The sequence below is a fragment of the Marinobacter albus genome (genome assembly GCF_030238305.1).
GTDB lineage: Bacteria > Pseudomonadota > Gammaproteobacteria > Pseudomonadales > Oleiphilaceae > Marinobacter > Marinobacter albus.
Genome location: NZ_JASSQD010000001.1, coordinates 1,252,445 through 1,272,946, shown reverse-complemented (window position 1 = coordinate 1,272,946; position 20,502 = coordinate 1,252,445). Strand labels below are relative to the sequence as shown.

The window sequence follows — 20,502 nt, the reverse complement described above, 5'->3', positions numbered from 1 at the left end:
CAAAGCCATACCGGCACCCAAACTCCCATTCTGGTAATGCCAGGGGAGCCAACGAAAACGGAGCATTTTTGAACACCAGCGATTCCAGACAATTTGACCTGCACCCCGTGGACCAGCGCCGCCTGGCAACCCTCTGTGGTCAGTTCGATGAAAACCTGAAACACATCGAACGCCGACTGCAGGTTAAAGTCGGCCGGCGCGGCCACCATTTTCGCGTCGAGGGCGAAACCGAGCATGTTGCAGCCGCCGTGGAGGTCATTCGCCATCTGTACCGCGAGACCGAAGCCGCCGATGACATTCCGCCCGATACGGTGCACCTGTTCATCCGCGAAACCGGCTACGAACGCCTGCCCGAAGATGTGCCCTTTGACGGCGCAGTCACGGTTATCAAGACACCCAAGCTGCAGGCCAAGCCCCGGGGCGCAAACCAGCAAAAATACGTTCACAACATTCGCACCCATGACATTAACTTCGGCATCGGGCCAGCCGGCACTGGCAAGACCTGGCTGGCGGTTGCCTGCGCTGTAGAAGCCCTGAAAGACGAACAGGTCAAGCGCATCCTGCTGGTGCGACCGGCGGTGGAAGCCGGTGAAAAACTGGGATTTCTGCCAGGCGATCTGGCGCAGAAAGTGGATCCGTACCTGCGCCCCCTGTATGACGCACTATATGAAATGCTGGGCTTTGATCAGGTCACCCGACTGATAGAGAAAAGCGTGATCGAGATTGCACCGCTGGCCTTCATGCGCGGCCGGACCCTGAACAATTCCTTCATCATTCTCGATGAGAGCCAGAACACCACTCGTGAGCAAATGAAGATGTTCCTGACCCGGATTGGTTTCGGCTCGACCGCCGTGATCACCGGGGATACCACGCAGGTCGACCTGCCTCGCGGCCAGAATTCCGGCCTTATTCACGCCGCCGGCGTGTTGGGCAAGGTCACAGGCATCGGCTTTACCCGCTTCGAAGCCAAGGATGTTGTCCGTCACCCGCTGGTGCAGCGTATCGTTGAAGCCTACGATGCCTTCGATGACGGGAGTGGATCCAGCTCATGAGCGCGCTGACCGTGGATTTCCAGAACGTCTTCGAAGGCTCGGGGGTGCCCGAGGAAACCCTGCTCCAGACCTGGGCGCAGGCTGCCTGGCTGGGCGATCACCCATCCGAGGTAACCATCCGCGTTGTCGGAGCGCTGGAAAGCCAGACCCTGAATCATGAGTTTCGGGGTAAGGACAAACCGACCAATGTGTTGTCCTTCCCATTTGAAGCGCCAGCCGGTATAACGGTTCCATTGGCGGGAGATCTCGTTATTTGCGCGCCCGTTGTGGAGCACGAAGCCACTGAGCAACACAAAACGGCTGCAGCCCACTGGGCGCATATGGTAGTACACGGTATGCTGCATCTTCAGGGCTACGATCACGTAGAAGACGAAGATGCCGAGGTCATGGAAGCCCTTGAAATCCGGCTGCTGGCGCAACTCGGATTCGGCAACCCTTACGAAGCAGAGGAAACGGAAAAAGACTCATGAGCGACGATCAGTCGAGTCGCAGTCAGGGCAACAAGTCCTGGCTGGAACGTATATCACAGGCCTTTTCCAGCGGGCCTGAGTCCGTAGAGGACGTGCTGGAAATCCTCCGGGACGCTGAGTCCCAAAGCATCATCGATACCGATGCCATGAGCATCATCGAAGGTGCGATGCAGGTGATCGATATGCGGGTGGATGAAATAATGATCCCGCGGTCGCAGATGGTCACCGTCAAGGCTTCCCAAGAGCCCAAAGAGTTTCTGGGCGAAATCATTTCCTCTGCCCACAGTCGCTTCCCGGTCATCGGTGACAGTCAGGATGACGTCATCGGAGTTCTGCTGGCCAAGGACCTTCTGCCACTGGCCCTGAACAATGAACTCAACTGGTCCAAGATTCGTGAAATCCTGCGACCGCCCACGTTTGTACCTGAGAGCAAGCGATTGAATCAGCTTCTCAAGGAGTTCAAGGAAAACCGCAACCACATGGCCATTGTGGTCGATGAATACGGTGGTACGGCCGGATTGATCACCATCGAGGACGTGCTGGAGCAGATCGTCGGCGAAATCGAGGACGAGCACGATTTCGACGAGGAAACCCATATCAAGGCCCGCGGCGACGGCACCTTCGCGGTGAAGGCCGTAACACCGGTCGACGATTTCAACGAGTTCTTCGAAACAGAGCTGGATGAGGAAGAGTTCGATACCATCGGCGGCCTTGTACTCAAGGAATTCGGTCACCTGCCCAGGCGCGGTGAAACGGTTGAATTCGGTGGCTTGCGCTTTACTATTGCCAACGCCGATAACCGAGTCATCCGTTTGTTGCAGGTAACCCGAAGTGAGCATTGAAGCTACAGACATCAGGGGGCTGAGCTCCCCACTCTCCGCCAGTCGCTGGCTGGGCACGGCCACACTGGTGGCGGCCGGTGCCCTGCAAACACTCACTTTCTCACCCTTTGAACTCTGGTGGCTCGGGCCAGTCTCGATCCTTCTGATCCTGCTGGTGACTGTGCCGCTCGGGTCCGACCGGCTGTTCGCGGCCGGCTGGTTCACGGGCCTCGGGCTGTTCGGAAGCGGTGCCAGCTGGGTCTACATCAGCATCAGCCAGTACGGCAACACCTCCATCCCCGTTTCTGTGCTCCTCACCGTGATCTTCGTTGCCGGGCTGGCGCTGTTCCACGCGCTCGCATTCTGGTTCTGGGGCAAGCTCGCAAAGAACAGTCCCATCCGGCGGCTGATTCTGTTTCCTGCCATCTGGATTCTCGGAGACTGGCTCCGGGGCTGGCTTCTCACCGGTTTCCCCTGGCTGTATCTCGGTACCGCGCACACAGACGGCCCACTCGCAGGGCTGGCCCCACTGACCGGCGTCCACGGTGTCACTTTCTGGATTACAGTTACATCCGTTGCACTCTACGCTGCGTGGTGGCTGATCAAACACCTCCGTCATATGGCAGCAGCGATCGTCTTTGTCGTCGCCGTGACGCCCTGGCTGATTGGCCCGTCCCTGAACCGTGTTGAGTGGACCCAGGTCAGCACCGAGCCGACCAGCTTTGTCGCGATGCAAGGCAACATTCCCCAACAGATCAAATGGAATCCGGACTTCCTGAAAGACCAGATTGTGACCTATCTGGGCATGACCGAAGAGCACTGGAATGCCGACCTGATCCTTTGGCCGGAGACCGCCATCCCCATTCCCCAGGACCAGGCGGGCAAAATTATCGACCACATCGATCAGAAGCTGGGCGGGAAGAGCACCCTGATTACCGGAATCCCCTGGTACGGATTCAGTGACCGTATAGAGGACTTCACCTTCCATAACAGCATCATGGCCATTGGCAACGGCGAGGGCATCTATCACAAGCAGAAGCTGGTGCCATTCGGCGAGTATGTCCCGCTTCAAGGCTTGCTCCGCGGACTGATTGGTTTCTTCGACCTGCCCATGAGCAGTTTCAGCCGCGGCCCGGAATACCAGGGCCCACTCCAAGCCAACGGCATGAGCATCATGCCGTTTATCTGCTATGAGGTGGCCTATCCCGACTTTGTGGCCTTCAACAGCCGGGGCGCGGACCTCCTGCTCACCATCAGCAATGACGGCTGGTTCGGCAATTCCATCGGTCCGCTACAGCACCTTCAGCTAGCCCGCATGCGGGCCCTGGAAACCGGGCGGTATATGCTCCGAGGCACCAACAACGGGGTGACAGCCATTATCGACAACCGCGGCAGGATCACCGAAACCATCCCGCAATTTGAGCGCGCTACCCTGAACGGCGAGGTATTCACCGCCAAGGGCAGCACTCCCTATATGCAAACGGGATCCTGGCCGGTTCTGACCCTGGCGCTGATCCTGGTGGTGTTCGTTCGGGAACGGGTTATTCCTCCTTCCTCGGCCACCGGCTCGTAACCCGCTCGTAGTAGTGGGAACCGCAGGCGTCGCAGGGTTCCAGGTGACTGGTTGCCGTCAGGCAGCGCATGTGGCTGCAGTTGAGGCAACGAAACATGCCTGCCGTGGCCACTTCGCCGGAGATGTAATGGCCGGCATCCTCATTCTCCAGTTTTTGCCGAAGCTCCAGGGTATCCACCAAGGTCTTGTCGGCCACCGACAGGAGCTGGTCGGCGAGCTGGTGCTCAAGCAGTGAAATATCCAGCTGCAACCAATCGGTCAGGCCTTCCCCGGTTTCCTCCACGAAATGCAGCAAATGCTCCAGGTCGCGTTGCAGATAGGCGCCCAGAAGGTCTGCTTCCTCCCGGGTCATCTCTTCCAGTTCGTACTCGAACTCGATTGCTTTCCGAATCTCATCCTCCAGCGTCTCGAGGGAGGCATCCTGGGTCTGTTTCAACCCGGCTTGCACCCGCTCCAGCATCCGGTTGTAGACTTCAAGCGCTTTACCGGACAGATGGTTTCGTTCTGGTTCAGTCATAACGGCTCTCCAACACGCACACCAACTACAGAGAAAGGCGGCTGCCTGCCACCCCGGCCCAGGACCTTTCGGCAATGCTCCGATATTGTTCAGTCTGGCACAGGATCGGGATTTTGGCAGACTACCTGTCAGGCCTTCTGTGCGTTAGAATGTCCGGCCGCTCCGAACATCATTTTGATACAGGGTAACTTTGGTAATGGCAGGAATGGACGAGCAATACAATCCACGCAACGTAGAAGAGAATGCCCGCAACTTCTGGGAGGAGAACAAGACCTTCGAAGTGAAGGAAGAACCGGGCAAACCCAAGTACTACTGCCTTTCCATGTTCCCCTACCCCAGCGGCAAGCTGCATATGGGGCACGTTCGCAACTACACCATCGGCGACGTGATCTCCCGCTACCAGCGCATGCAGGGCAAGAACGTCATGCAGCCCATGGGCTGGGACGCCTTCGGCCTGCCCGCCGAGAATGCCGCCATAGCCAACAAGACAGCCCCGGCGAAATGGACCCACGCCAATATCGAGTACATGAAAAACCAGCTCAAACAGCTGGGCTTTGGCTACGACTGGAACCGTGAACTGGCCACCTGCAAGCCGAATTACTACCGCTGGGAACAGTGGTTCTTCGCACGCCTGTATGAGAAGGGACTGGTCTACAAGAAAATGTCCACGGTCAACTGGGACCCGGTCGACCAGACGGTACTGGCCAATGAACAGGTCGTGGACGGCCGTGGCTGGCGCTCCGGTGCGCTGGTCGAGCAGAAGAAAATTCCCCAGTGGTTCATCCGCATTACCGACTACGCCGAAGAACTTCTGAATGACCTGGATCAGCTTGAAGACTGGCCGGAACAGGTCAAAACCATGCAACGCAACTGGATCGGCAAATCGGTGGGCACCGAACTGACGTTCCCGCTGAAAGACAGTGACGAGGGAATGACGGTATACACCACTCGCCCGGACACCCTGATGGGCGTCAGCTACATGGCCGTGGCTGCCGAACACCCGCTGGCCAAGGCTGCGGCGGAACGCCACCGGGATGTCGCGGAGTTTGTCGACGAGTGCCGCACAAGCAAGGTTGCTGAAGCCGAACTGGCGACCATGGAAAAGAAAGGCATCGACACCGGGTTCAAAGCCATTCACCCGCTGACCCAGGAAGAAATTCCGATCTGGATCGCCAACTTTGTGCTGACTGATTACGGCACCGGCGCCCTGATGGCGGTACCGGGCCACGACGAGCGGGACCACGAGTTTGCCCTGAAATACCGTCTGCCGATCAAGCAGGTAATCGCGGCCCGGGATGGACGTGAGATTGACGTTCAGGAAGCGGCGTTTACCGAGAAAGGCACCCTGGTCTCCTCCGGCAAGTACAGTGGCCTGACCAGCGAGGAAGCCTTCCACGAGATCGCCAATTACCTCGAAGAACACGGCATTGGCAAGCGCACGGTGAACTATCGCCTGCGGGATTGGGGTGTTTCCCGTCAGCGCTACTGGGGCGCGCCGATTCCGATGATGACGCTGGAAGACGGCACCGAACGTCCGGTACCGGACGACCAGCTGCCGGTCACCCTGCCCGAAGACGTCGAAATGGACGGTGTGCAGTCGCCGATCAAGGCGGACCCGAACTGGGCCAAAACCACCTTTGAAGGCCAGCCGGCGACACTGGAAACCGACACCTTTGACACCTTCATGGAGTCATCGTGGTACTACGCCCGGTTCTGCAGCCCCAACTACGACAAGGGCATGCTGGATCCCGCTGCGGCCAATTACTGGTTGCCGGTTGACCAGTACATCGGTGGCATCGAACACGCCATCCTGCACCTGCTGTACGCCCGCTTCTTCCACAAACTGCTGCGGGACGTAGGCCTGGTGACCAGCTCGGAGCCGTTCAACCGCTTGCTGTGCCAAGGCATGGTCCTGGCCGAGACTTACTACCGGACTGATGATTCGGGCAAAACGACCTGGATTGCTCCGGCGGACGTGACGGTCGAGCGCGATGGCAAGGGTCAGGTGATTCGGGCGCTCCACAAGGAAGATGGCCAACCGGTGGAAATTGGCGGCGTCACCAAGATGTCGAAATCAAAGAATAACGGTATTGATCCTCAGGCCATCATTGATGAGCACGGAGCCGATACGGTTCGCCTGTTCATGATGTTTGCGGCACCTCCCGAGCAGTCCCTGGAGTGGTCAGACAGCGGCGTTGAAGGCGCTCACCGGTTCCTCAAGCGTTTGTGGCGACTGGTGAGCGAACATACGTCCGGTGGCCCGGCCCCGACTCTCAATGCGGCCGAGTTGAACGATGCCCAGAAAGATCTGCGCCGCAAAACCCACGAGACCATTGCCAAGGTGAGTGACGATGTCAGCCGTCGCCTCACCTTCAACACCGCAATAGCGGCAGTGATGGAACTGCTGAATGACGTCGCCAGATTGAGCGACGATCAGGACCAGAGCCGGGCCGTGCGACAGGAAGCCCTGAATACGGCAGTTCTGGTGCTCTCCCCCATCGTTCCCCACGTTTGCCACGCTCTCTGGCAGGCACTGGGTCACGAGGAGCCGGTGGTGGATGCCCGGTGGCCCGAGGCCGATCCAAACGCGATGGTTCGCAGCCAGATTCAGGTTGTTCTTCAGGTCAACGGCAAGGTGCGGGCAAAACAGGATGTACCGGCTGATATCAGCAAGGCCGATCTGGAGAAGCTGGCACTGGAAAACGAGAACGTCATGCGGTTTACCGAAGGCACGACTGTGCGCAAGGTTATCGTTGTGCCCGGCAAACTCGTTAACGTGGTGGCCAACTGATATGCCCCATTGCCCCGCAATGAAGTCCACAGCGCTTACGATCATGGCCGCAGCGCTCGCGGCCTTGCTGACCGGCTGTGGATTTCAGTTGCGCGGCGCACCTCCGGTCTCGTCGGCCCTGCAGCCGCTGGCCGTTGAGTGCACAACCGATGTACCGGACACCCTCTGTCAGTCTGTGCTCAATCAGCTGGAGCTGGGTGAGGTAGAGCTCAGCCCTGCCGCCGACGCCGCCTATGTCATGCAACTCAGTGGCTTCCAGGAAAACCGACGCGCTTCTGCCATCACGGTCCAGGCTGCGGCCGCAGAGTACACGCTTCGCCATTCCGTCAACATCGAACTGATCAGTGCCGACCGCGTGCCCATGATCGGCGACACCCGCCTCACCGCCAGCGAAAGCTACCGGTATGACGAGACCAATGTCCTGGCCAAACAGCGTGAAGAAGAAGAGCTTCGGATGCAGCTCAGTGATCGTCTGGCTCAGCAAGTGATTTTCCGCCTCGCTCCGCTGACTGAAGCGCGCATCCAAACCATTCGTGAACAGCACCAGGCCACGGCCAGCGAGTCTGACGGCGACACCTCGACACCATGAAGACGCAACCGGCCCAGCTCCCCCAACTCCTGAAGAAAGGCCTGTCGCCGGTCTATCTGATCTCTGGAGACGAACCACTGCTGGTTCAGGAATGCTGCGACCTGGTACGCAAAGCCGCGCGGGATGCCGGCTTTCAGGACCGGTTGACGTTCCATGCCGACCACCAGCTGGACTGGAATTCCGTGGCCGACGAATTCAGTGCCATGTCCCTGTTTGCGGAAAGGCGGCGCATCGAAATCCACCTCCCGACCGGAAAACTGGGCGACGGGAGGGCGGTGCTTGAGCAGGTGCTTAAGGAGCCACCGGAAGACATTGTCCTGCTGCTGATCAGTGCACGGCTGGACGCGGCGGAAACGCGACGTAAATGGTACAAGGAACTCCAGAATAAAGGTGTGCATGTTCCCGTCTGGCCGGTGGATGCCGACAAATTCCAGGGCTGGCTACAACAACGGGCTTCAAGTCGGGGCCTCAGTCTCACACGGGGCGCCCTGGCCATTCTTGCAGAACGCCTCGAGGGCAATTTGCTGGCCGCCAGTCAGGAACTTGATCGACTGTCTTTACTGGGAAACGGATCGACCATCGACGAAGAAACGGTGGAACAGGCGGTTCAAGACAGCTCCCGCTTTAACGGCTTCGAACTGGTAACCGAGTTACTGGCCGGCCGGGCTCCCCATGCCGGCAAGATGATCGGTATCCTGCAACAGGAAGGTGAGAACCCTCTCGGCCTGCTTGCGGTACTCACCCGTGACCTGAACCTGATTCTCGAACTCAAGGGAACATCGGCTCAGGGCGAAAACCCCTCGGCGTTCCTGAAGAAACGCGGCGTCTTCCAGCCCCAGCGGGCCCGCGTTATTGAACAGGCGGCACGGCGCCTGGACCGCAAACAGCTTCACGAGGCCATTGAACTGTGCAGCCAGATCGACCGCGCTGCCAAGGGCTTCGATGACCTGTCCCCCTGGCACCACTTGCGAAACCTGTCCGTTCACCTCGCTGGCCGTACCTGACCTGGATCAACCTCGCCGCAGGTTGTTCAAGGCGCGCGTACGACCCACTTGACAGTTTTTCACCTCACGGCGCATGTTAGACAGACCGTCAATCAAAGGAGGTGCTTGATATGAATCTTCAAGAGGAATTCAAGAAGCTGTCAGAGAAAATCAAACAGTATCGCGACGAAGCCCGCGTGCAAATGCATCTTGCCAAAGAAGACGTTAAAGACGAGTGGGACGACCTGGAGGAAGACTGGGATCGATTCCGCACCAAGGTCGACGAGGTATTGCACGACGCAGACAGTGCCTCGCAGGAAGCACGCCAGACCGCCCATAAGCTCGGCGAAGACCTGAAGAGCGGGTATCAGAACATTCGGAATAAACTGAAATAAACTGTTAACCCGTTAACACAACGCCACAAATCTCAACCAAAGAGGCTCTTTTGGAGAGAGCCTCTGTGCCATACTTCTCAGTATTAGTGAACGGAGCGTCATGTTTTTGACCAGTTGGTCATTGCAGGCCAACGTAACAACACGGCCTGCTTTGCATGGGCGCTTACAGACACTGCGAGGTATAAAAGGCGTATGAAAAACTTTTTGCTTACAATAACAACTCTCTCAATCCTGTTTACCGCCAGCATTGTCATTGGACAAAATACCCGCTTCAGCGACCCGGATACCGTGATCAAGAACGAATTCTGGGGCAACCTGTATGCCAACGGTGGCAACTCCTTTTTCTGTGACAAGGCGTTTACCACCAAGGGCTTTCTCATGACCGACGGTTATGTCTATCCCCTGGCAGACATCCGTAGCGCCCTTGACTGTGGAACCTCCCGGCAATGCGAGCAGGACAACCGTTATCGGCAAATTGCCTCGGATCTTCACAACATGGTTCCCGTGCGAAACCGAACCGAGATGAAACGCCGTAACGTTCGCTATGAGAACCTCGGGGAGACGATGAAGGCGGACGAGTGTGGCATCCGGGAAAGCGCCGGATTCTTTGAGCCACCCGAACGGGTCAAAGGCGATATTGCACGCTCCGTTGCTTACATGGTGGATACCTACGGATTACCCTGGCTTGGTGCAACACCGGTATTTCAGGGCTGGAATCGCATGGACCCTCCGGACGATACCGAGCTGACCCGGCATCGCCGCATTGCGGAAATACAGGGTAACGAGAATCCGTTTGTTACCCATCCGGAAAGAATGGAACAGCTCTGACCACGTCACCGTTTACGGAATAAAAAAAGCAGGCCCGAGGGCCTGCTTTTTTTTGTCCTGCAATCGTTACACGGCAATCAGAACTCTTCCGCTGTCAACGCCATCATGGATTCGCTGCCACTGCGAATCCCCTCCGCGAGGGAAACGGTCTTGGGCAACAAACGGTCATAATAAAAGCGTGCGGTTTTCAGCTTGCCCGTGTAGAACCCAGAGCTGTCACCTTCTGCTTTAGGTGCCGCCGCCTTCACGATCTTGGCCCACATGTAGCCAAGCGCGGTCAGCCCAAACAGGTCAAGATAATCCACCGATGCGGCCCCGATAGCATCCGGGTTATTCCCCGCCTGCTTGATGACATGCTCGGTAACGTCGGAAAGACGCTCGAACGCAGCAGCGAGGGGTTCCAGGAACGGACGCAGATGCTCGTCAGCGCTGTTTTCCTCAATGAACGCCGCAACGTCCTGGGCAAACAACTCGTACAACTTGCCTTGGCTGCCGACAACTTTACGCCCCATCAGATCCAGCGCCTGGATACCGTTGGTTCCCTCGTAGATCTGGGTAATGCGGCAGTCGCGAACCAGTTGCTCCTGCCCCCACTCCCGGATGAAACCATGGCCGCCGAAGACTTGCTGGCCCATGATACATGCATCCAGACCACGGTCGGTCAGGAACGCCTTGGCAACCGGTGTCAGCAAGGCAACCATGCCTTCGGCGTGCTTGCGGCGCTCTTCCTCACTGGGATCCGCATACTTGGAAATATCCAGCCATTGGGCAACGTAAGTGGAAAAAGCGCGACCACCCTCGACATACCCTTTCATGGTGAGCAGCATGCGGCGCACATCTGGATGTACGAGAATCGGATCAGCGGCCTTTTCCGGCTGCTGGGCGCCAGTTGGCGCACGGCTCTGGATACGATCCAGCGCGTACTCACGGGCACTCTGCAATGAAGCCTCTGCCGCACCAATGCCCTGGATACCAACGCCCAGGCGCTCATAATTCATCATAGTGAACATTGCCGCGAGGCCTTTGTTCTCCTCGCCAACCAGCCAGCCCTTGGCGCCGTCGAAATTCATCACGCAGGTAGCCGAACCCTTGATGCCCATCTTCTTCTCGATGGAGCCACAGCTGAAGCTGTTGCGCTCACCCAGCGAGCCGTCATCATTGACCATGAACTTGGGAACCAGGAACAGGGAAATGCCCTTCGGTCCCTTGGGAGCATCCGGGAGCTTGGCGAGAACCAGGTGGATAATGTTCTCGGCCATGTCGTGTTCGCCCCAAGTGATAAAGATCTTGGTGCCCGTCACGTCGAAAGAGCCATCGTCGTTCGGTTCAGCCTTGGTGCGAATGATACCCAGGTCGGTACCGGCGTGAGGCTCGGTCAGGTCCATGGCACCGGACCATACCCCGGAATACATGTTTGGCAGGTACTTTTCCTTGAGCTCCTGGCTGCCGTGGGCGTCCAGCGCCAGACAGGCACCAGCAGTCAACATTGGCGCCAGGCCAAACGCCATGTTGGCGCCCTGCATCATTTCCTCAAACTGGGCGACCAGGGTCTTGGGCATACCCATGCCGCCAAACTCGGGGTTGCCACCGAGGCCATTCCAGCCACCTTCCACGATGGTCTGGTAAGCCTCCTTGAAGCCCTCCGGTACGGTGACTTCACCCTCGTTCCACTTGCTTCCCTGCTCATCACCCTCGCGGTTCAGCGGTGCCAGTACACCACTGGTGATTTTTCCGGCTTCTTCCAGAATGGCATCGGCTGTTTCCGGATCCACATTCTCGGCCACCTTGGGCAGCGAAGCCCAAAGGGCGGGAGCATCAAAAACTTCGTTTAACACGAAACGCATGTCACGTAACGGTGCCTGATAATCGGCCATCTATAACTCTCCAAAATTCCAGTCAGTCTGTTCAGGCGGCAAAACGGCCGTGATGGGGCCAGACTCGCCTGTTCGGGCTATGTGTCCGCTCTAGATTATTTTTATGGGCCGCTATTCTACCTCAAAAGCGGAACTCAACTCATGAAAAAAGCCCGCCTCCGGGGAGTGCGGGCTTTCTGTATGCTTCTGAACTTCCTCAGGAGCCCGCGCCTCAGATGGCGAAGGCTTCCTCCGGCATGTCCATCAGGCTGTCTGCGCCTGCCAGCATGCTTTCAGCATGTGCCTTGGCGCGAGGCAGCATGCGCTTGAAGTAGAAGCGAGCAGTCTGCACCTTCGCATTGTAGAACATCTCTTCAGATGTTCCGTCCGCCATCTTGTCCAGTGCAACCTTGGCCATCCGGGCCCACAGGTAGGCAAACACGGCGAAACCGGAGTACATCAGGTAGTCTACCGATGCAGCACCCACTTCTTCACGGTTCTTCATGGCGGTCATACCAACCTTCATGGTCAGGTCGCCCCACTCCTTGTTCATTGCAGCCAGCGGCTCAAGGAATTCATTCAGTTGCTCATTGTCGGCGTTTTCCTTGCAGAACACGTGTACCTGCTTGGTGAAGCCCTTGAGGGACTCGCCCTGGGTCATCAGAACCTTACGGCCCAGCAGATCCAGTGCCTGGATACCGGTAGTACCTTCGTAAATCATGCCGATTCGGGCATCGCGTACGTTCTGCTCCATACCCCACTCGGAAATGAAGCCGTGGCCACCGAACACCTGCATGCCGAGGTTGGCCGCTTCGTAACCGATCTCGGTCAGGAACGCCTTGGCGATCGGCGTCAGGAAGCCCAATGCTTCATCGGCTGCTTTGCGATCTTCTTCGGTCTTGCCGCTGTGAACAATGTCAGCCTGCTGGGCTGTCAGATAGATTAGCGCACGGGCGCCTTCAGCAACCGCTTTCTGGGTCAGCAGCATACGACGAACGTCCGGGTGCACGATGATCGGATCGGCAATGCCCTCCGGATTCTTCGGGCCGCTCAGGGATCGCATGGCCAGACGCTCCTTGGCGTATGCCAGCGAACCCTGGAAGCCGAGTTCGGCGGCACCCAGACCCTGGATAGCGGTACCGATACGGGCGGTGTTCATGAACGTGAACATGCAGTTCAGGCCCTTGTTTTCCGGACCGATCAACCAGCCCTTGGCGCCGTCAAAGTTCATCACGCAGGTGGCATTGCCGTGGATACCCATCTTGTGCTCAATGGAGCCACAGGAAACGGCGTTGCGCTCGCCTGAGGAGCCGTCCTCGTTCGGGAGGTTCTTGGGAACGATAAACAGGGAAATACCCTTGGTGCCTTCCGGAGCTCCCGGCAGGCGGGCCAGAACGATGTGGACGATGTTGTCGGCCATGTCGTGCTCACCGGCGGAGATGAAGATCTTGGTGCCGGTGATGGAGTAGGTGCCGTCGGCATTCGGCTCGGCCTTGGAACGGAGGGTGCCCAGATCAGAACCACAGTGCGGCTCGGTCAGGCACATGGTGCCGGTCCACTCGCCACTGATCAGCTTGGTCAGGTAGGTCTGCTTCTGTTCTTCGGTTCCGTGAGCCTCGATGGTGTTGGTTGCACCGTGGCTCAGACCAGGATACATGCCCCAGGACCAGTTGGCAGTACCAACCATTTCGCTCATGACCAGGCCCAGCGAATGCGGCAGGCCCTGGCCGCCGTAGTTGGGGTCTGCGGTCATGGACGGCCAGCCGCCCTCGACATACTGCTGATAGGCTTCCTTGAAGCCTGTCGGTGTTTTCACACCGTCCTCGCTCCAGGTACAACCCTCTTTATCACCCACCTGGTTCAGCGGAGACAGAACCTGCTCACAGAACTTGGCACCTTCCCCGATAATGGCATCCACCATGTCCGGAGTCGCGTCTTCGGCACCTTCAAGGTTTGCGTAGTGCTGCTCACTGTCCAGCAGCTCGTTCATTACAAATTTGATGTCACGCAGGGGCGCTTTGTATTCAGGCATGGAATCCACCTCGGTTTTCGGTCTCAGCTGAATCTGGTCTGACAGCTTCTGGCCTTGGGTTTGCTCAGACACCGCAGCGCGCTGCGCCGCGGCCTTAATTAAACACTTGTTTGAAACATACGTTTACAGGCACAGAATTGTCAATAGTCGGAACAAAAATTTGTGTTGCCGTGTGTGACTCCCAGGGGCGCCAACAAGCAAATACAAGCAGTTGCGAATCGGGGGAATTTCAGGACGAAAGAGTTCTGGATTTCAGGCGGACGCTCTGACAATCCACATCTTCTCAACGCTCGCTTGGGGATCCCCCTGAACGGAGGCACGTCGATGAAAACTTCCCGGCCTATCGCCTATTGGGCAGCATCGGGCCCACACCGGACACGGGAAAAGAGGGAATATTCGGGGGGTATGGCAGTCACGAACGCTACTCAGGCCATGATATCCAGAAGTGTACCCAGGGTCTCGTCTGCGGCTTTCACAACCTGTGCAGACGCTTCGACACTGCGCTCGTAGAGCTTCAGGTCAATGATCGGCTCAATCAGGTTTCCGGCGCCCTGGGCGGTCCCCTGGGGACCATCAGCTCCACCGCGCGCTATTTTGCGAGCGGCGCTCTCCATGCCCATCATGCCGTCCTGAATACCCTGAATGCCCACGGCGAGCGTGTTGTTCAACATAACCAATACTTCCGATGACCGATTATTGACTCCAGTAAGCCACATTTCTGGTCAATTTTCAAACAACTGGTCGATTTTCAGATAACTCGCCAGGGCAACAGGGTCGGCACTTTCCTGCCAGGGCAACACACCAAGGCACGGCGTCCTCATGTGGGTGAGAAGGTAATTCAGCGTCTCCTGCTCAGAGGCCATCGATTCCGGTTCCACACGGTTGGCGACCCAACCAGCGACCTCCAGGCCGTCAGCCCGGATGGCTTCCGCTGTCAGCAAGGCATGATTGATACATCCGAGTTTCAGGGCGACCACCAGAATCACTGGCATCCCCAGTTCCCGGGGCATGGCCGAATAGGTTTCGCGGTCGTTCAGGGGAACCCGCCAGCCACCAGCACCCTCAACCAGCAACAGGTCGGCCGGCCGAATCTGAAGCCCGCGGCAGAAGCCGATCAGGCGCTGCGCCGTGACATTTTTGCCCGCTTGCGCAGCGGCAACGTGAGGCGCAATGGCAGGTTCCAGCGCAATCGGGTTGATCTGATCGTAAGTCAGAGGCTCCGTGATCGCGTTCTGCAGGGCCAACGCGTCCTCATTGCGCAGTCCGTCGGCTGTCGATTCGCAGCCGGAAGCTATCGGCTTCATGGCCAGAGTGCGCTTGCCCTCTGCCTTTGCCAACTCAAGGATCGCCGCCGAGATCATGGTCTTGCCCACCCCGGTATCGGTGCCTGTAACAAAATAGGATTTCTTGGCCATGCCTTCCGTGTTTCCTGAATGGGTTGTGGTGAGATAGCTAGTCCGCCGAACCCCAGTCCACCCACGCCGCCTCATAACTTGCGATCACGGTGCCGTCTGCCTCTCTCGGATACTGTCTGCACATTGCGCGTACGCGACCGGGCGCAGTCAGGGTCTTTCTGCGACCTTCACTCTTGAAGCCGGCCCCCAGCTGCTTTAGCTCAGCGGCCAGCGCGACGGGCGAGGCATAGGGCAACTGCAGGGTCCGGGTTTCGACGGAGGCACCGGGCAACTCACCCGCTACCCGCGCCTGCAGGAAGGATTCAGTCTCAAAACGGTTCACGTGGGGGCGCCCCGGATCGGCGGAAGCCCAGGCACCCACCAATTCCCGCAGCGTCCCGTCCAGTAGGGTCGAGACCATCAGTCTGCCGCCAGGCCTTAGCAGGCGTCGGCACTGGGCAAACACCGGTCCCGGATCGGCACACCACTGAATCATCAGGTTGCTGAAAACAACATCAAAACTGCAGTCCGGCAGCGGTAAAGCCTCAGCATCGGCGACGAGCCAGTCAATATCTGCATCGCTCTGTTCGCTGGCTCTCCGGATCATAGCCGGCGAGAGATCCACGCCCGTCACCCGTGCTGATGGCCACATCTGAGACAACCTGCGGGCGAACCAGCCTGTCCCGCAGCCAAGGTCCAGGACGCGGAGCGGACGGAGGCTATTCTCGCCGGATTCGAGCTTATGGCACATAACCTCACCCATCCGGCGCTGCAGCCGGGAGGCATTCTCGTAGGTGGCGCAGGCATTTCCGAATTGCTTTGAAATCAGGGACTTTTCTGCAATCTCTTTTTCTGGCGGCGCGTAAGGTTCTGTTGCCTCGGCATGAAGGCAGGCCGCAGCAGTCATACCGCTACATCCTGCTTTGCCAGCAGATGGCGGCATTCTGCCAGGGCCTGCAGCAGGCGATCCAGATCCGACTGGCTGTGAGCAGCACTGAAAGTAACCCGCAACCGTGCCTCTCCCTCCGGCACCGTGGGCGGCCGGATCGCCGTTACCAGCAGCCCCCGCTCTTCCAGAGCGTGACTCAGTTCGAGCGCGGTCCAGTTATCGCCCACCATGATGGGCTGAATGGGGGTCTGGGACGGCATCAACTGATACCCGAGGGCGCATGCCTCTGTGCGAAACCGATCGACCAGCGCCTGAAGGTGCTGTCGGCGCTCATCATCTTTCTCGATCAGGTCAATACTGGCCCTGGTCGCGACCGCAATCGCCGGCGGCATGGCCGTGGTGTAGATGTAGGTCCGTGCCTTCTGAACCAGGTAATCCATCAGCACCGGGGACCCGGCCACGAAAGCGCCACTGGTACCCACAGCCTTGCCCAGCGTCCCAATAAGCACGGGCACGTCAGCTTCGGACAGTCCCTGAGCGGCAATGCTGCCGCGCCCCTCGGGGCCGAGCACACCAATGCCGTGGGCGTCGTCAACAACCAGCAGGGCGTCATGCTCCCGGCACACCCTCGCCAATTCCTTCAGCGGAGCGACATCGCCATCCATGCTGAATACGCCATCGGTTACCACCAGCTTGTGCCCGGATGTCTGCGCCAGCATTGCCTCCAGCTCGCCGACATCGCCGTGGGGGTACCGCCTTACCCGGGCCCGACTGAGAATGCAGCCATCAATGATGGAGGCATGATTGAGGCGATCGGAGAAGATCGTATCGCCGCGTCCGGCCAACGCCGAAATCACGCCCATATTGGCCATGTAACCCGTGGAGAAGAACAGCGCGGAGCTGCGCCCGGTAAAGCTGGCAAGACGTTGTTCCAGCTCGTGGTGAGCATCGTGATGGCCACAGATCAGGTGCGAGGCCGCGCCACCGAGACCGGTCTCGGGCAGCGCATCCCGGAGGGCGTCGATGTTGGCAGGATTGTTGGCCAATCCAAGATAATCGTTGCTACAGAAGGACAGCAGGGACCTGCCATCGGACGTTAACGCCGGCCGCTGTGGGCCAGAGATCTGCCGACGGGTCCGATAGAGACCCGCCGTTTTCCTCTGAGCAAGCTCGCCTTCAAAGTCACGCACAATATCACCCCGGAATTCGGTCAGGACGCCGCGGATTCCCGTGTCGCGTCATAGAACATGTGGCGGGTCGCCTCATACTCCACCGCTTCGGCAATTGCCTCTTCTTCCTGCTCCTCGGAGGCGCACTGTTCACGCTGTTCCGGACGGATCCCCAGACGGCGGAAGAGCTCCATATCGGCGTCAGCCTCTGGGTTGGCAGTGGTCAGCAGCTTCTCGCCATAGAAAATGGAGTTCGCACCGGCCATGAAGCACAGCGCCTGCATCTGTTCGTTCATGTTCTCCCGGCCTGCAGAGAGCCGGACGTGGGAGGCCGGCATCATGATCCGAGCCACCGCAATAATACGAACGAAATCAAAAGGATCAAGATCCTCCACGTCCTCCATGGGGGTTCCCTTGACCTTCACCAGCATGTTCACAGGCACACTCTCCGGATGGTGTGGCAGGTTTGCCAGCTGCATCAGCAACCCGACCCGGTCGTCATCGTCCTCACCCATACCCATGATGCCGCCACAGCAGACCTTCATTCCCGCCTTGCGTACGTTATCCAGGGTATCCAGGCGGTCCTGATAGGTACGGGTGGTGATGATGTGGCTGTAGTATTTCTCAGAGGTATCCAGGTTGTGGTTGTAATAATCCAGCCCGGCGTCCGCCAGTTCCTTCGCCTGGTATTCCTCCAGCATGCCCAGGGTCATGCAGGTCTCCAGCCCCAGGGATTTCACCTGTTTCACCATATCCAGGACATAGGGCATATCCTTTTTGGACGGGCTGCGCCAGGCAGCTCCCATGCAGAAGCGGGAAGCCCCCTTGCCCTTGGCGGCCTTGGCTTCAGCCACCACCTTCTCAATTTCCAGCAACTTTTCCTTCTCGAGACCGGTGTTGTAGTGGCCACTCTGCGGGCAGTACTTGCAGTCCTCCGGGCAGGCGCCAGTTTTGATAGAGAGCAGGGTACTGACCTGAACTTCATTCGGATCAAAGTGCTGACGATGAACACTCTGGGCGCGAAACAGGAGGTCGTTGAATGGCAGCGCGAACAGATCGCGTGCTTCCTGCAGCGTCCAGTCGTGACGAATTTCCGAGGAGGTGGCTGTAGCGGTCATGTGAGAGTCCTGTTAACCTTTTCCGGTCTCTGGGTTTACGGATGAAACAGATGATAAAGGGCCTGAACTGGCTGTCAACCTTAATGGAACTAAAGGTTAACAGCGAAATGACAGCCGGATTGTGCGTAGCATGCCTTTCGGGCAATGCTTTCAATGGCTTATGCATGGCCTGCCACGATGACCTGCCGGCCAACCAGTGGCAATGCCGGACCTGCGCCCTGCCCCTTCCACACTCCGCCCGCGGCGCTACCTGCGGAGACTGCGTCTCCTCTCCCCCGCCCTTCAGGCGCTCACTGATTCCATGGCGATACCAGTTTCCGGTCGACAAGATGATTGGGCGTTTCAAGTACAACAGCCAGCGCCAGTTCGCCCGCCCCCTGATTGCCGGCCTCGGGCGATACCTTGTCGAGCAGCTCAAGCAGAATCCCGACCTCAAACCCGAGGCGCTGATTCCAACCCCCATGCACCGGCAACGGCGCCGCAAGCGCGGCTTCAATCAGGCCCAGGAAATCGCTGAACAGATAGGCAGGCAACTCGACATCCCTGTCGCCGCCGGCCTGGTGCGACGAAAACAGAACGTCAGGGCCCAGCGGGAACTGAACCGCCACGAACGACTGGACAATCTTAGAGGGGTTTTCGAGATCCGTGGCCCGGTACCGGAGCACATTGCCATCGTAGACGACGTTGTAACCACCGGTGCGACTGTACGCACACTGGCATCACTGCTGCGGGAACACGGAGCCAGGGACATACAGGTCTGGGCCCTGGCGCGAACGCCCGCCTAGACCAGCTTCGCTTTCACCCGATCGGCAATGGCGAGACAGGAGGTCAGCCCGGGAGACTCAATGCCAAACAGGTTCACGACACCATCGATCCCGTGATCCTCCGGACCCTCGATGCGGAAATCGCAAACCCCGCCATCGGGCCCCGCCAGCTTTGGCCGAATGCCCGCGTACGCTGGCTGAAGCCGGCTCTCGTCGAGGCCCGGCCACCAGCTCCGGATGCTACTTATGAAATGACGGGCTCGCGCCGGATCGACCGAATAATCCTCGTTTTCAGTCCATTCCACATCGGGTCCGAATCGTGCCTGTCCGGCAAGATCCAGCGTGAGGTGCACCCCCAGACCTCCGGGTTCGGGAACAGGGTAAATCAGGTTATCGAAGGGGTGGCGACCGCTGTAACTGAAGTAAACGCCCCGGGCCAGCCACTGACGTGGCTTCTGGGAAGCCGGCAACCCGAGCCATGCCCGTGCCAGATCGGCAGCGCCCAGGCCGGCAGCGTTGACGACATTGCGGGCTTCCAGAACCAAAGGCAGGTCGCCACCAATGCGCAGGCGGTGACGAGGCCCTGACGTTTCCACTGCCGTCACCGGGGCTCTCAACACCAGCCGGCCGCCGGCATCTTCAAACGCCCCCAGCAGGGACAGCATCAAAGCGTGGCTGTCGACGATGCCGGTTTCCGGAGACCAGAGTCCCGCAGATGCGGTGAGGTCTGGCAGCTTCCTAACCAGCGCGGCTCCCGACACCAGGTTCAGGGCTACCCCATTAAGCGAGGCCCGATGCCGGATCAGATCCAGGCTTTCCGCCTGGCGATCCGATGTCGCCACGATCCACTTCCCGCACTTTCGATACCCAATTTTGTGTTCCTCGCAGTACCGGTAGAGCTGCTGGCGTCCTTCCACGCACAGGCGGGCCTTTAAGCTGCCTTCCGGGTAATAGATACCGGCATGGATCACCTCGCTGTTGCGGGACGAAATGCCGCCACCAAACCGGTCACCTGCTTCAAGAACCAGGACCTCATGCCCTGCCAGTGCCAGCGACCGGGCAACGGCCAGACCAACCACTCCGGCCCCGATGACGACCGTTTGTATTTCCAGGGACTCCTGCGACACCCGACGTTTCTCCAGAATTCAGCTTTGGATTTAACGAAGCATAACCGATCGGGCAATTGTTCCGGAAAATCCCCGGCCGTGAGGCCTCCGCGTTGATTACGCGGACCACCATACAGGTTATACTGACGCTCTGGACG

At 58.6% G+C, this 20,502-nt stretch carries 19 protein-coding genes; 10 read left to right on the top strand and 9 right to left on the bottom strand.

What is annotated here, in order from left to right; genetic code table 11:
- Positions 1 to 68 precede the first annotated feature (68 nt).
- Genes QQF73_RS06000 through lnt form a run of 4 tightly spaced genes read left to right on the top strand, consistent with a single transcriptional unit; the run spans position 69 to position 3,916 of the window.
- Positions 69 to 1,052, top strand: coding sequence for a PhoH family protein (locus tag QQF73_RS06000; protein ID WP_219866372.1), 984 nt, complete (start codon positions 69 to 71; stop codon positions 1,050 to 1,052).
- Positions 1,049 to 1,522, top strand: a complete 474-nt coding sequence (gene ybeY, locus QQF73_RS05995) for an rRNA maturation RNase YbeY (protein WP_219866373.1) — start codon at positions 1,049 to 1,051, stop codon at positions 1,520 to 1,522. Before QQF73_RS06000 ends, ybeY begins: the two co-directional genes overlap by 4 nt.
- A complete protein-coding gene (locus QQF73_RS05990) occupies positions 1,519 to 2,364 on the top strand; it encodes a CorC family transporter (protein ID WP_219866374.1) in 846 nt (281 codons plus the stop codon). Before ybeY ends, QQF73_RS05990 begins: the two co-directional genes overlap by 4 nt.
- On the top strand, positions 2,354 to 3,916 hold the full coding sequence (gene lnt, locus QQF73_RS05985; protein WP_219866375.1) for an apolipoprotein N-acyltransferase: 1,563 nt from the start codon (positions 2,354 to 2,356) through the stop codon (positions 3,914 to 3,916). Before QQF73_RS05990 ends, lnt begins: the two co-directional genes overlap by 11 nt.
- Here lnt and QQF73_RS05980 read toward each other — a convergent pair.
- Positions 3,885 to 4,433, bottom strand: coding sequence for a zinc ribbon-containing protein (locus QQF73_RS05980; protein ID WP_219866376.1), 549 nt, complete (start codon positions 4,431 to 4,433; stop codon positions 3,885 to 3,887). The genes lnt and QQF73_RS05980 overlap by 32 nt on opposite strands.
- Positions 4,434 to 4,638: 205 nt before the next feature.
- Here QQF73_RS05980 and leuS point away from each other — a divergent pair, with 205 nt between their 5' ends.
- From leuS to QQF73_RS05955, 5 genes are all read left to right on the top strand, one after another.
- Positions 4,639 to 7,224: a leucine--tRNA ligase gene (gene leuS, locus QQF73_RS05975; protein ID WP_219866377.1), complete on the top strand. Its 2,586-nt coding sequence runs from the start codon at positions 4,639 to 4,641 to the stop codon at positions 7,222 to 7,224.
- 1 nt (position 7,225) lies between these two features.
- The gene (locus QQF73_RS05970; RefSeq protein WP_219866378.1) at positions 7,226 to 7,813 is read left to right on the top strand and encodes an LPS-assembly lipoprotein LptE; all 588 of its coding nucleotides are present in this window, start codon (positions 7,226 to 7,228) and stop codon (positions 7,811 to 7,813) included.
- A complete protein-coding gene (holA, locus tag QQF73_RS05965) occupies positions 7,810 to 8,817 on the top strand; it encodes a DNA polymerase III subunit delta (RefSeq protein ID WP_219866379.1) in 1,008 nt (335 codons plus the stop codon). The genes QQF73_RS05970 and holA overlap by 4 nt, the downstream gene beginning before the upstream one ends.
- A gap of 110 nt (positions 8,818 to 8,927) precedes the next feature.
- Positions 8,928 to 9,191, top strand: a complete 264-nt coding sequence (locus tag QQF73_RS05960; protein WP_219866380.1) for a hypothetical protein — start codon at positions 8,928 to 8,930, stop codon at positions 9,189 to 9,191.
- 192 nt (positions 9,192 to 9,383) lie between these two features.
- The gene (locus QQF73_RS05955) at positions 9,384 to 10,019 is read left to right on the top strand and encodes an endonuclease (RefSeq protein ID WP_219866381.1); all 636 of its coding nucleotides are present in this window, start codon (positions 9,384 to 9,386) and stop codon (positions 10,017 to 10,019) included.
- 77 nt (positions 10,020 to 10,096) lie between these two features.
- Here the strand turns inward: QQF73_RS05955 and QQF73_RS05950 are convergent, their stop codons facing one another.
- The 7 genes from QQF73_RS05950 to bioB form a co-directional block, all read right to left on the bottom strand.
- The gene (locus QQF73_RS05950) at positions 10,097 to 11,893 is read right to left on the bottom strand and encodes an acyl-CoA dehydrogenase C-terminal domain-containing protein (RefSeq protein ID WP_285367586.1); all 1,797 of its coding nucleotides are present in this window, start codon (positions 11,891 to 11,893) and stop codon (positions 10,097 to 10,099) included.
- A 211-nt stretch (positions 11,894 to 12,104) separates the two neighbouring features.
- Positions 12,105 to 13,904, bottom strand: coding sequence for an acyl-CoA dehydrogenase C-terminal domain-containing protein (locus QQF73_RS05945; RefSeq protein ID WP_285367585.1), 1,800 nt, complete (start codon positions 13,902 to 13,904; stop codon positions 12,105 to 12,107).
- A gap of 425 nt (positions 13,905 to 14,329) precedes the next feature.
- Positions 14,330 to 14,575 (bottom strand): flagellar biosynthesis protein FlgE, encoded by a 246-nt coding sequence (locus tag QQF73_RS05940; RefSeq protein ID WP_219866384.1) that lies wholly within the window; start codon positions 14,573 to 14,575, stop codon positions 14,330 to 14,332.
- 51 nt (positions 14,576 to 14,626) lie between these two features.
- The gene (bioD, locus tag QQF73_RS05935) at positions 14,627 to 15,319 is read right to left on the bottom strand and encodes a dethiobiotin synthase (RefSeq protein ID WP_219866385.1); all 693 of its coding nucleotides are present in this window, start codon (positions 15,317 to 15,319) and stop codon (positions 14,627 to 14,629) included.
- 37 nt (positions 15,320 to 15,356) lie between these two features.
- On the bottom strand, positions 15,357 to 16,205 hold the full coding sequence (gene bioC / locus QQF73_RS05930) for a malonyl-ACP O-methyltransferase BioC (RefSeq protein WP_219866386.1): 849 nt from the start codon (positions 16,203 to 16,205) through the stop codon (positions 15,357 to 15,359).
- The gene (bioF, locus tag QQF73_RS05925) at positions 16,202 to 17,377 is read right to left on the bottom strand and encodes an 8-amino-7-oxononanoate synthase (RefSeq protein WP_219866387.1); all 1,176 of its coding nucleotides are present in this window, start codon (positions 17,375 to 17,377) and stop codon (positions 16,202 to 16,204) included. Before bioF ends, bioC begins: the two co-directional genes overlap by 4 nt.
- A 20-nt stretch (positions 17,378 to 17,397) precedes the next feature.
- A complete protein-coding gene (gene bioB / locus QQF73_RS05920) occupies positions 17,398 to 18,474 on the bottom strand; it encodes a biotin synthase BioB (RefSeq protein WP_219866388.1) in 1,077 nt (358 codons plus the stop codon).
- Between the two features lie 164 nt (positions 18,475 to 18,638).
- Between bioB and QQF73_RS05915 the strand changes: the two genes are divergently transcribed.
- Positions 18,639 to 19,259, top strand: a complete 621-nt coding sequence (locus tag QQF73_RS05915; protein WP_285367580.1) for a ComF family protein — start codon at positions 18,639 to 18,641, stop codon at positions 19,257 to 19,259.
- Here the strand turns inward: QQF73_RS05915 and QQF73_RS05910 are convergent.
- A complete protein-coding gene (locus tag QQF73_RS05910) occupies positions 19,256 to 20,365 on the bottom strand; it encodes an NAD(P)/FAD-dependent oxidoreductase (RefSeq protein ID WP_285367578.1) in 1,110 nt (369 codons plus the stop codon). The two genes, QQF73_RS05915 and QQF73_RS05910, sit on opposite strands and share 4 nt — an antisense overlap.
- Between the last annotated feature and the right edge of the window lie 137 nt (positions 20,366 to 20,502).

Coding starts and splice junctions, on each gene's coding strand:
- QQF73_RS05980 (WP_219866376.1), bottom strand. CDS start 4,433: ATGACTGAACCAGAACGAAACCATCTGTCCGGTAAAGCGCTTGAAGTC.
- bioB (WP_219866388.1), bottom strand. CDS start 18,474: ATGACCGCTACAGCCACCTCCTCGGAAATTCGTCACGACTGGACGCTG.
- leuS (WP_219866377.1), top strand. CDS start 4,639: ATGGACGAGCAATACAATCCACGCAACGTAGAAGAGAATGCCCGCAAC.
- ybeY (WP_219866373.1), top strand. CDS start 1,049: ATGAGCGCGCTGACCGTGGATTTCCAGAACGTCTTCGAAGGCTCGGGG.
- QQF73_RS05960 (WP_219866380.1), top strand. CDS start 8,928: ATGAATCTTCAAGAGGAATTCAAGAAGCTGTCAGAGAAAATCAAACAG.
- QQF73_RS05970 (WP_219866378.1), top strand. CDS start 7,226: ATGCCCCATTGCCCCGCAATGAAGTCCACAGCGCTTACGATCATGGCC.
- QQF73_RS05915 (WP_285367580.1), top strand. CDS start 18,639: ATGGCCTGCCACGATGACCTGCCGGCCAACCAGTGGCAATGCCGGACC.
- QQF73_RS05950 (WP_285367586.1), bottom strand. CDS start 11,893: ATGGCCGATTATCAGGCACCGTTACGTGACATGCGTTTCGTGTTAAAC.
- QQF73_RS05940 (WP_219866384.1), bottom strand. CDS start 14,575: ATGTTGAACAACACGCTCGCCGTGGGCATTCAGGGTATTCAGGACGGC.
- bioC (WP_219866386.1), bottom strand. CDS start 16,205: ATGACTGCTGCGGCCTGCCTTCATGCCGAGGCAACAGAACCTTACGCG.
- bioD (WP_219866385.1), bottom strand. CDS start 15,319: ATGGCCAAGAAATCCTATTTTGTTACAGGCACCGATACCGGGGTGGGC.
- QQF73_RS05955 (WP_219866381.1), top strand. CDS start 9,384: ATGAAAAACTTTTTGCTTACAATAACAACTCTCTCAATCCTGTTTACC.
- holA (WP_219866379.1), top strand. CDS start 7,810: ATGAAGACGCAACCGGCCCAGCTCCCCCAACTCCTGAAGAAAGGCCTG.
- QQF73_RS05990 (WP_219866374.1), top strand. CDS start 1,519: ATGAGCGACGATCAGTCGAGTCGCAGTCAGGGCAACAAGTCCTGGCTG.
- QQF73_RS05945 (WP_285367585.1), bottom strand. CDS start 13,904: ATGCCTGAATACAAAGCGCCCCTGCGTGACATCAAATTTGTAATGAAC.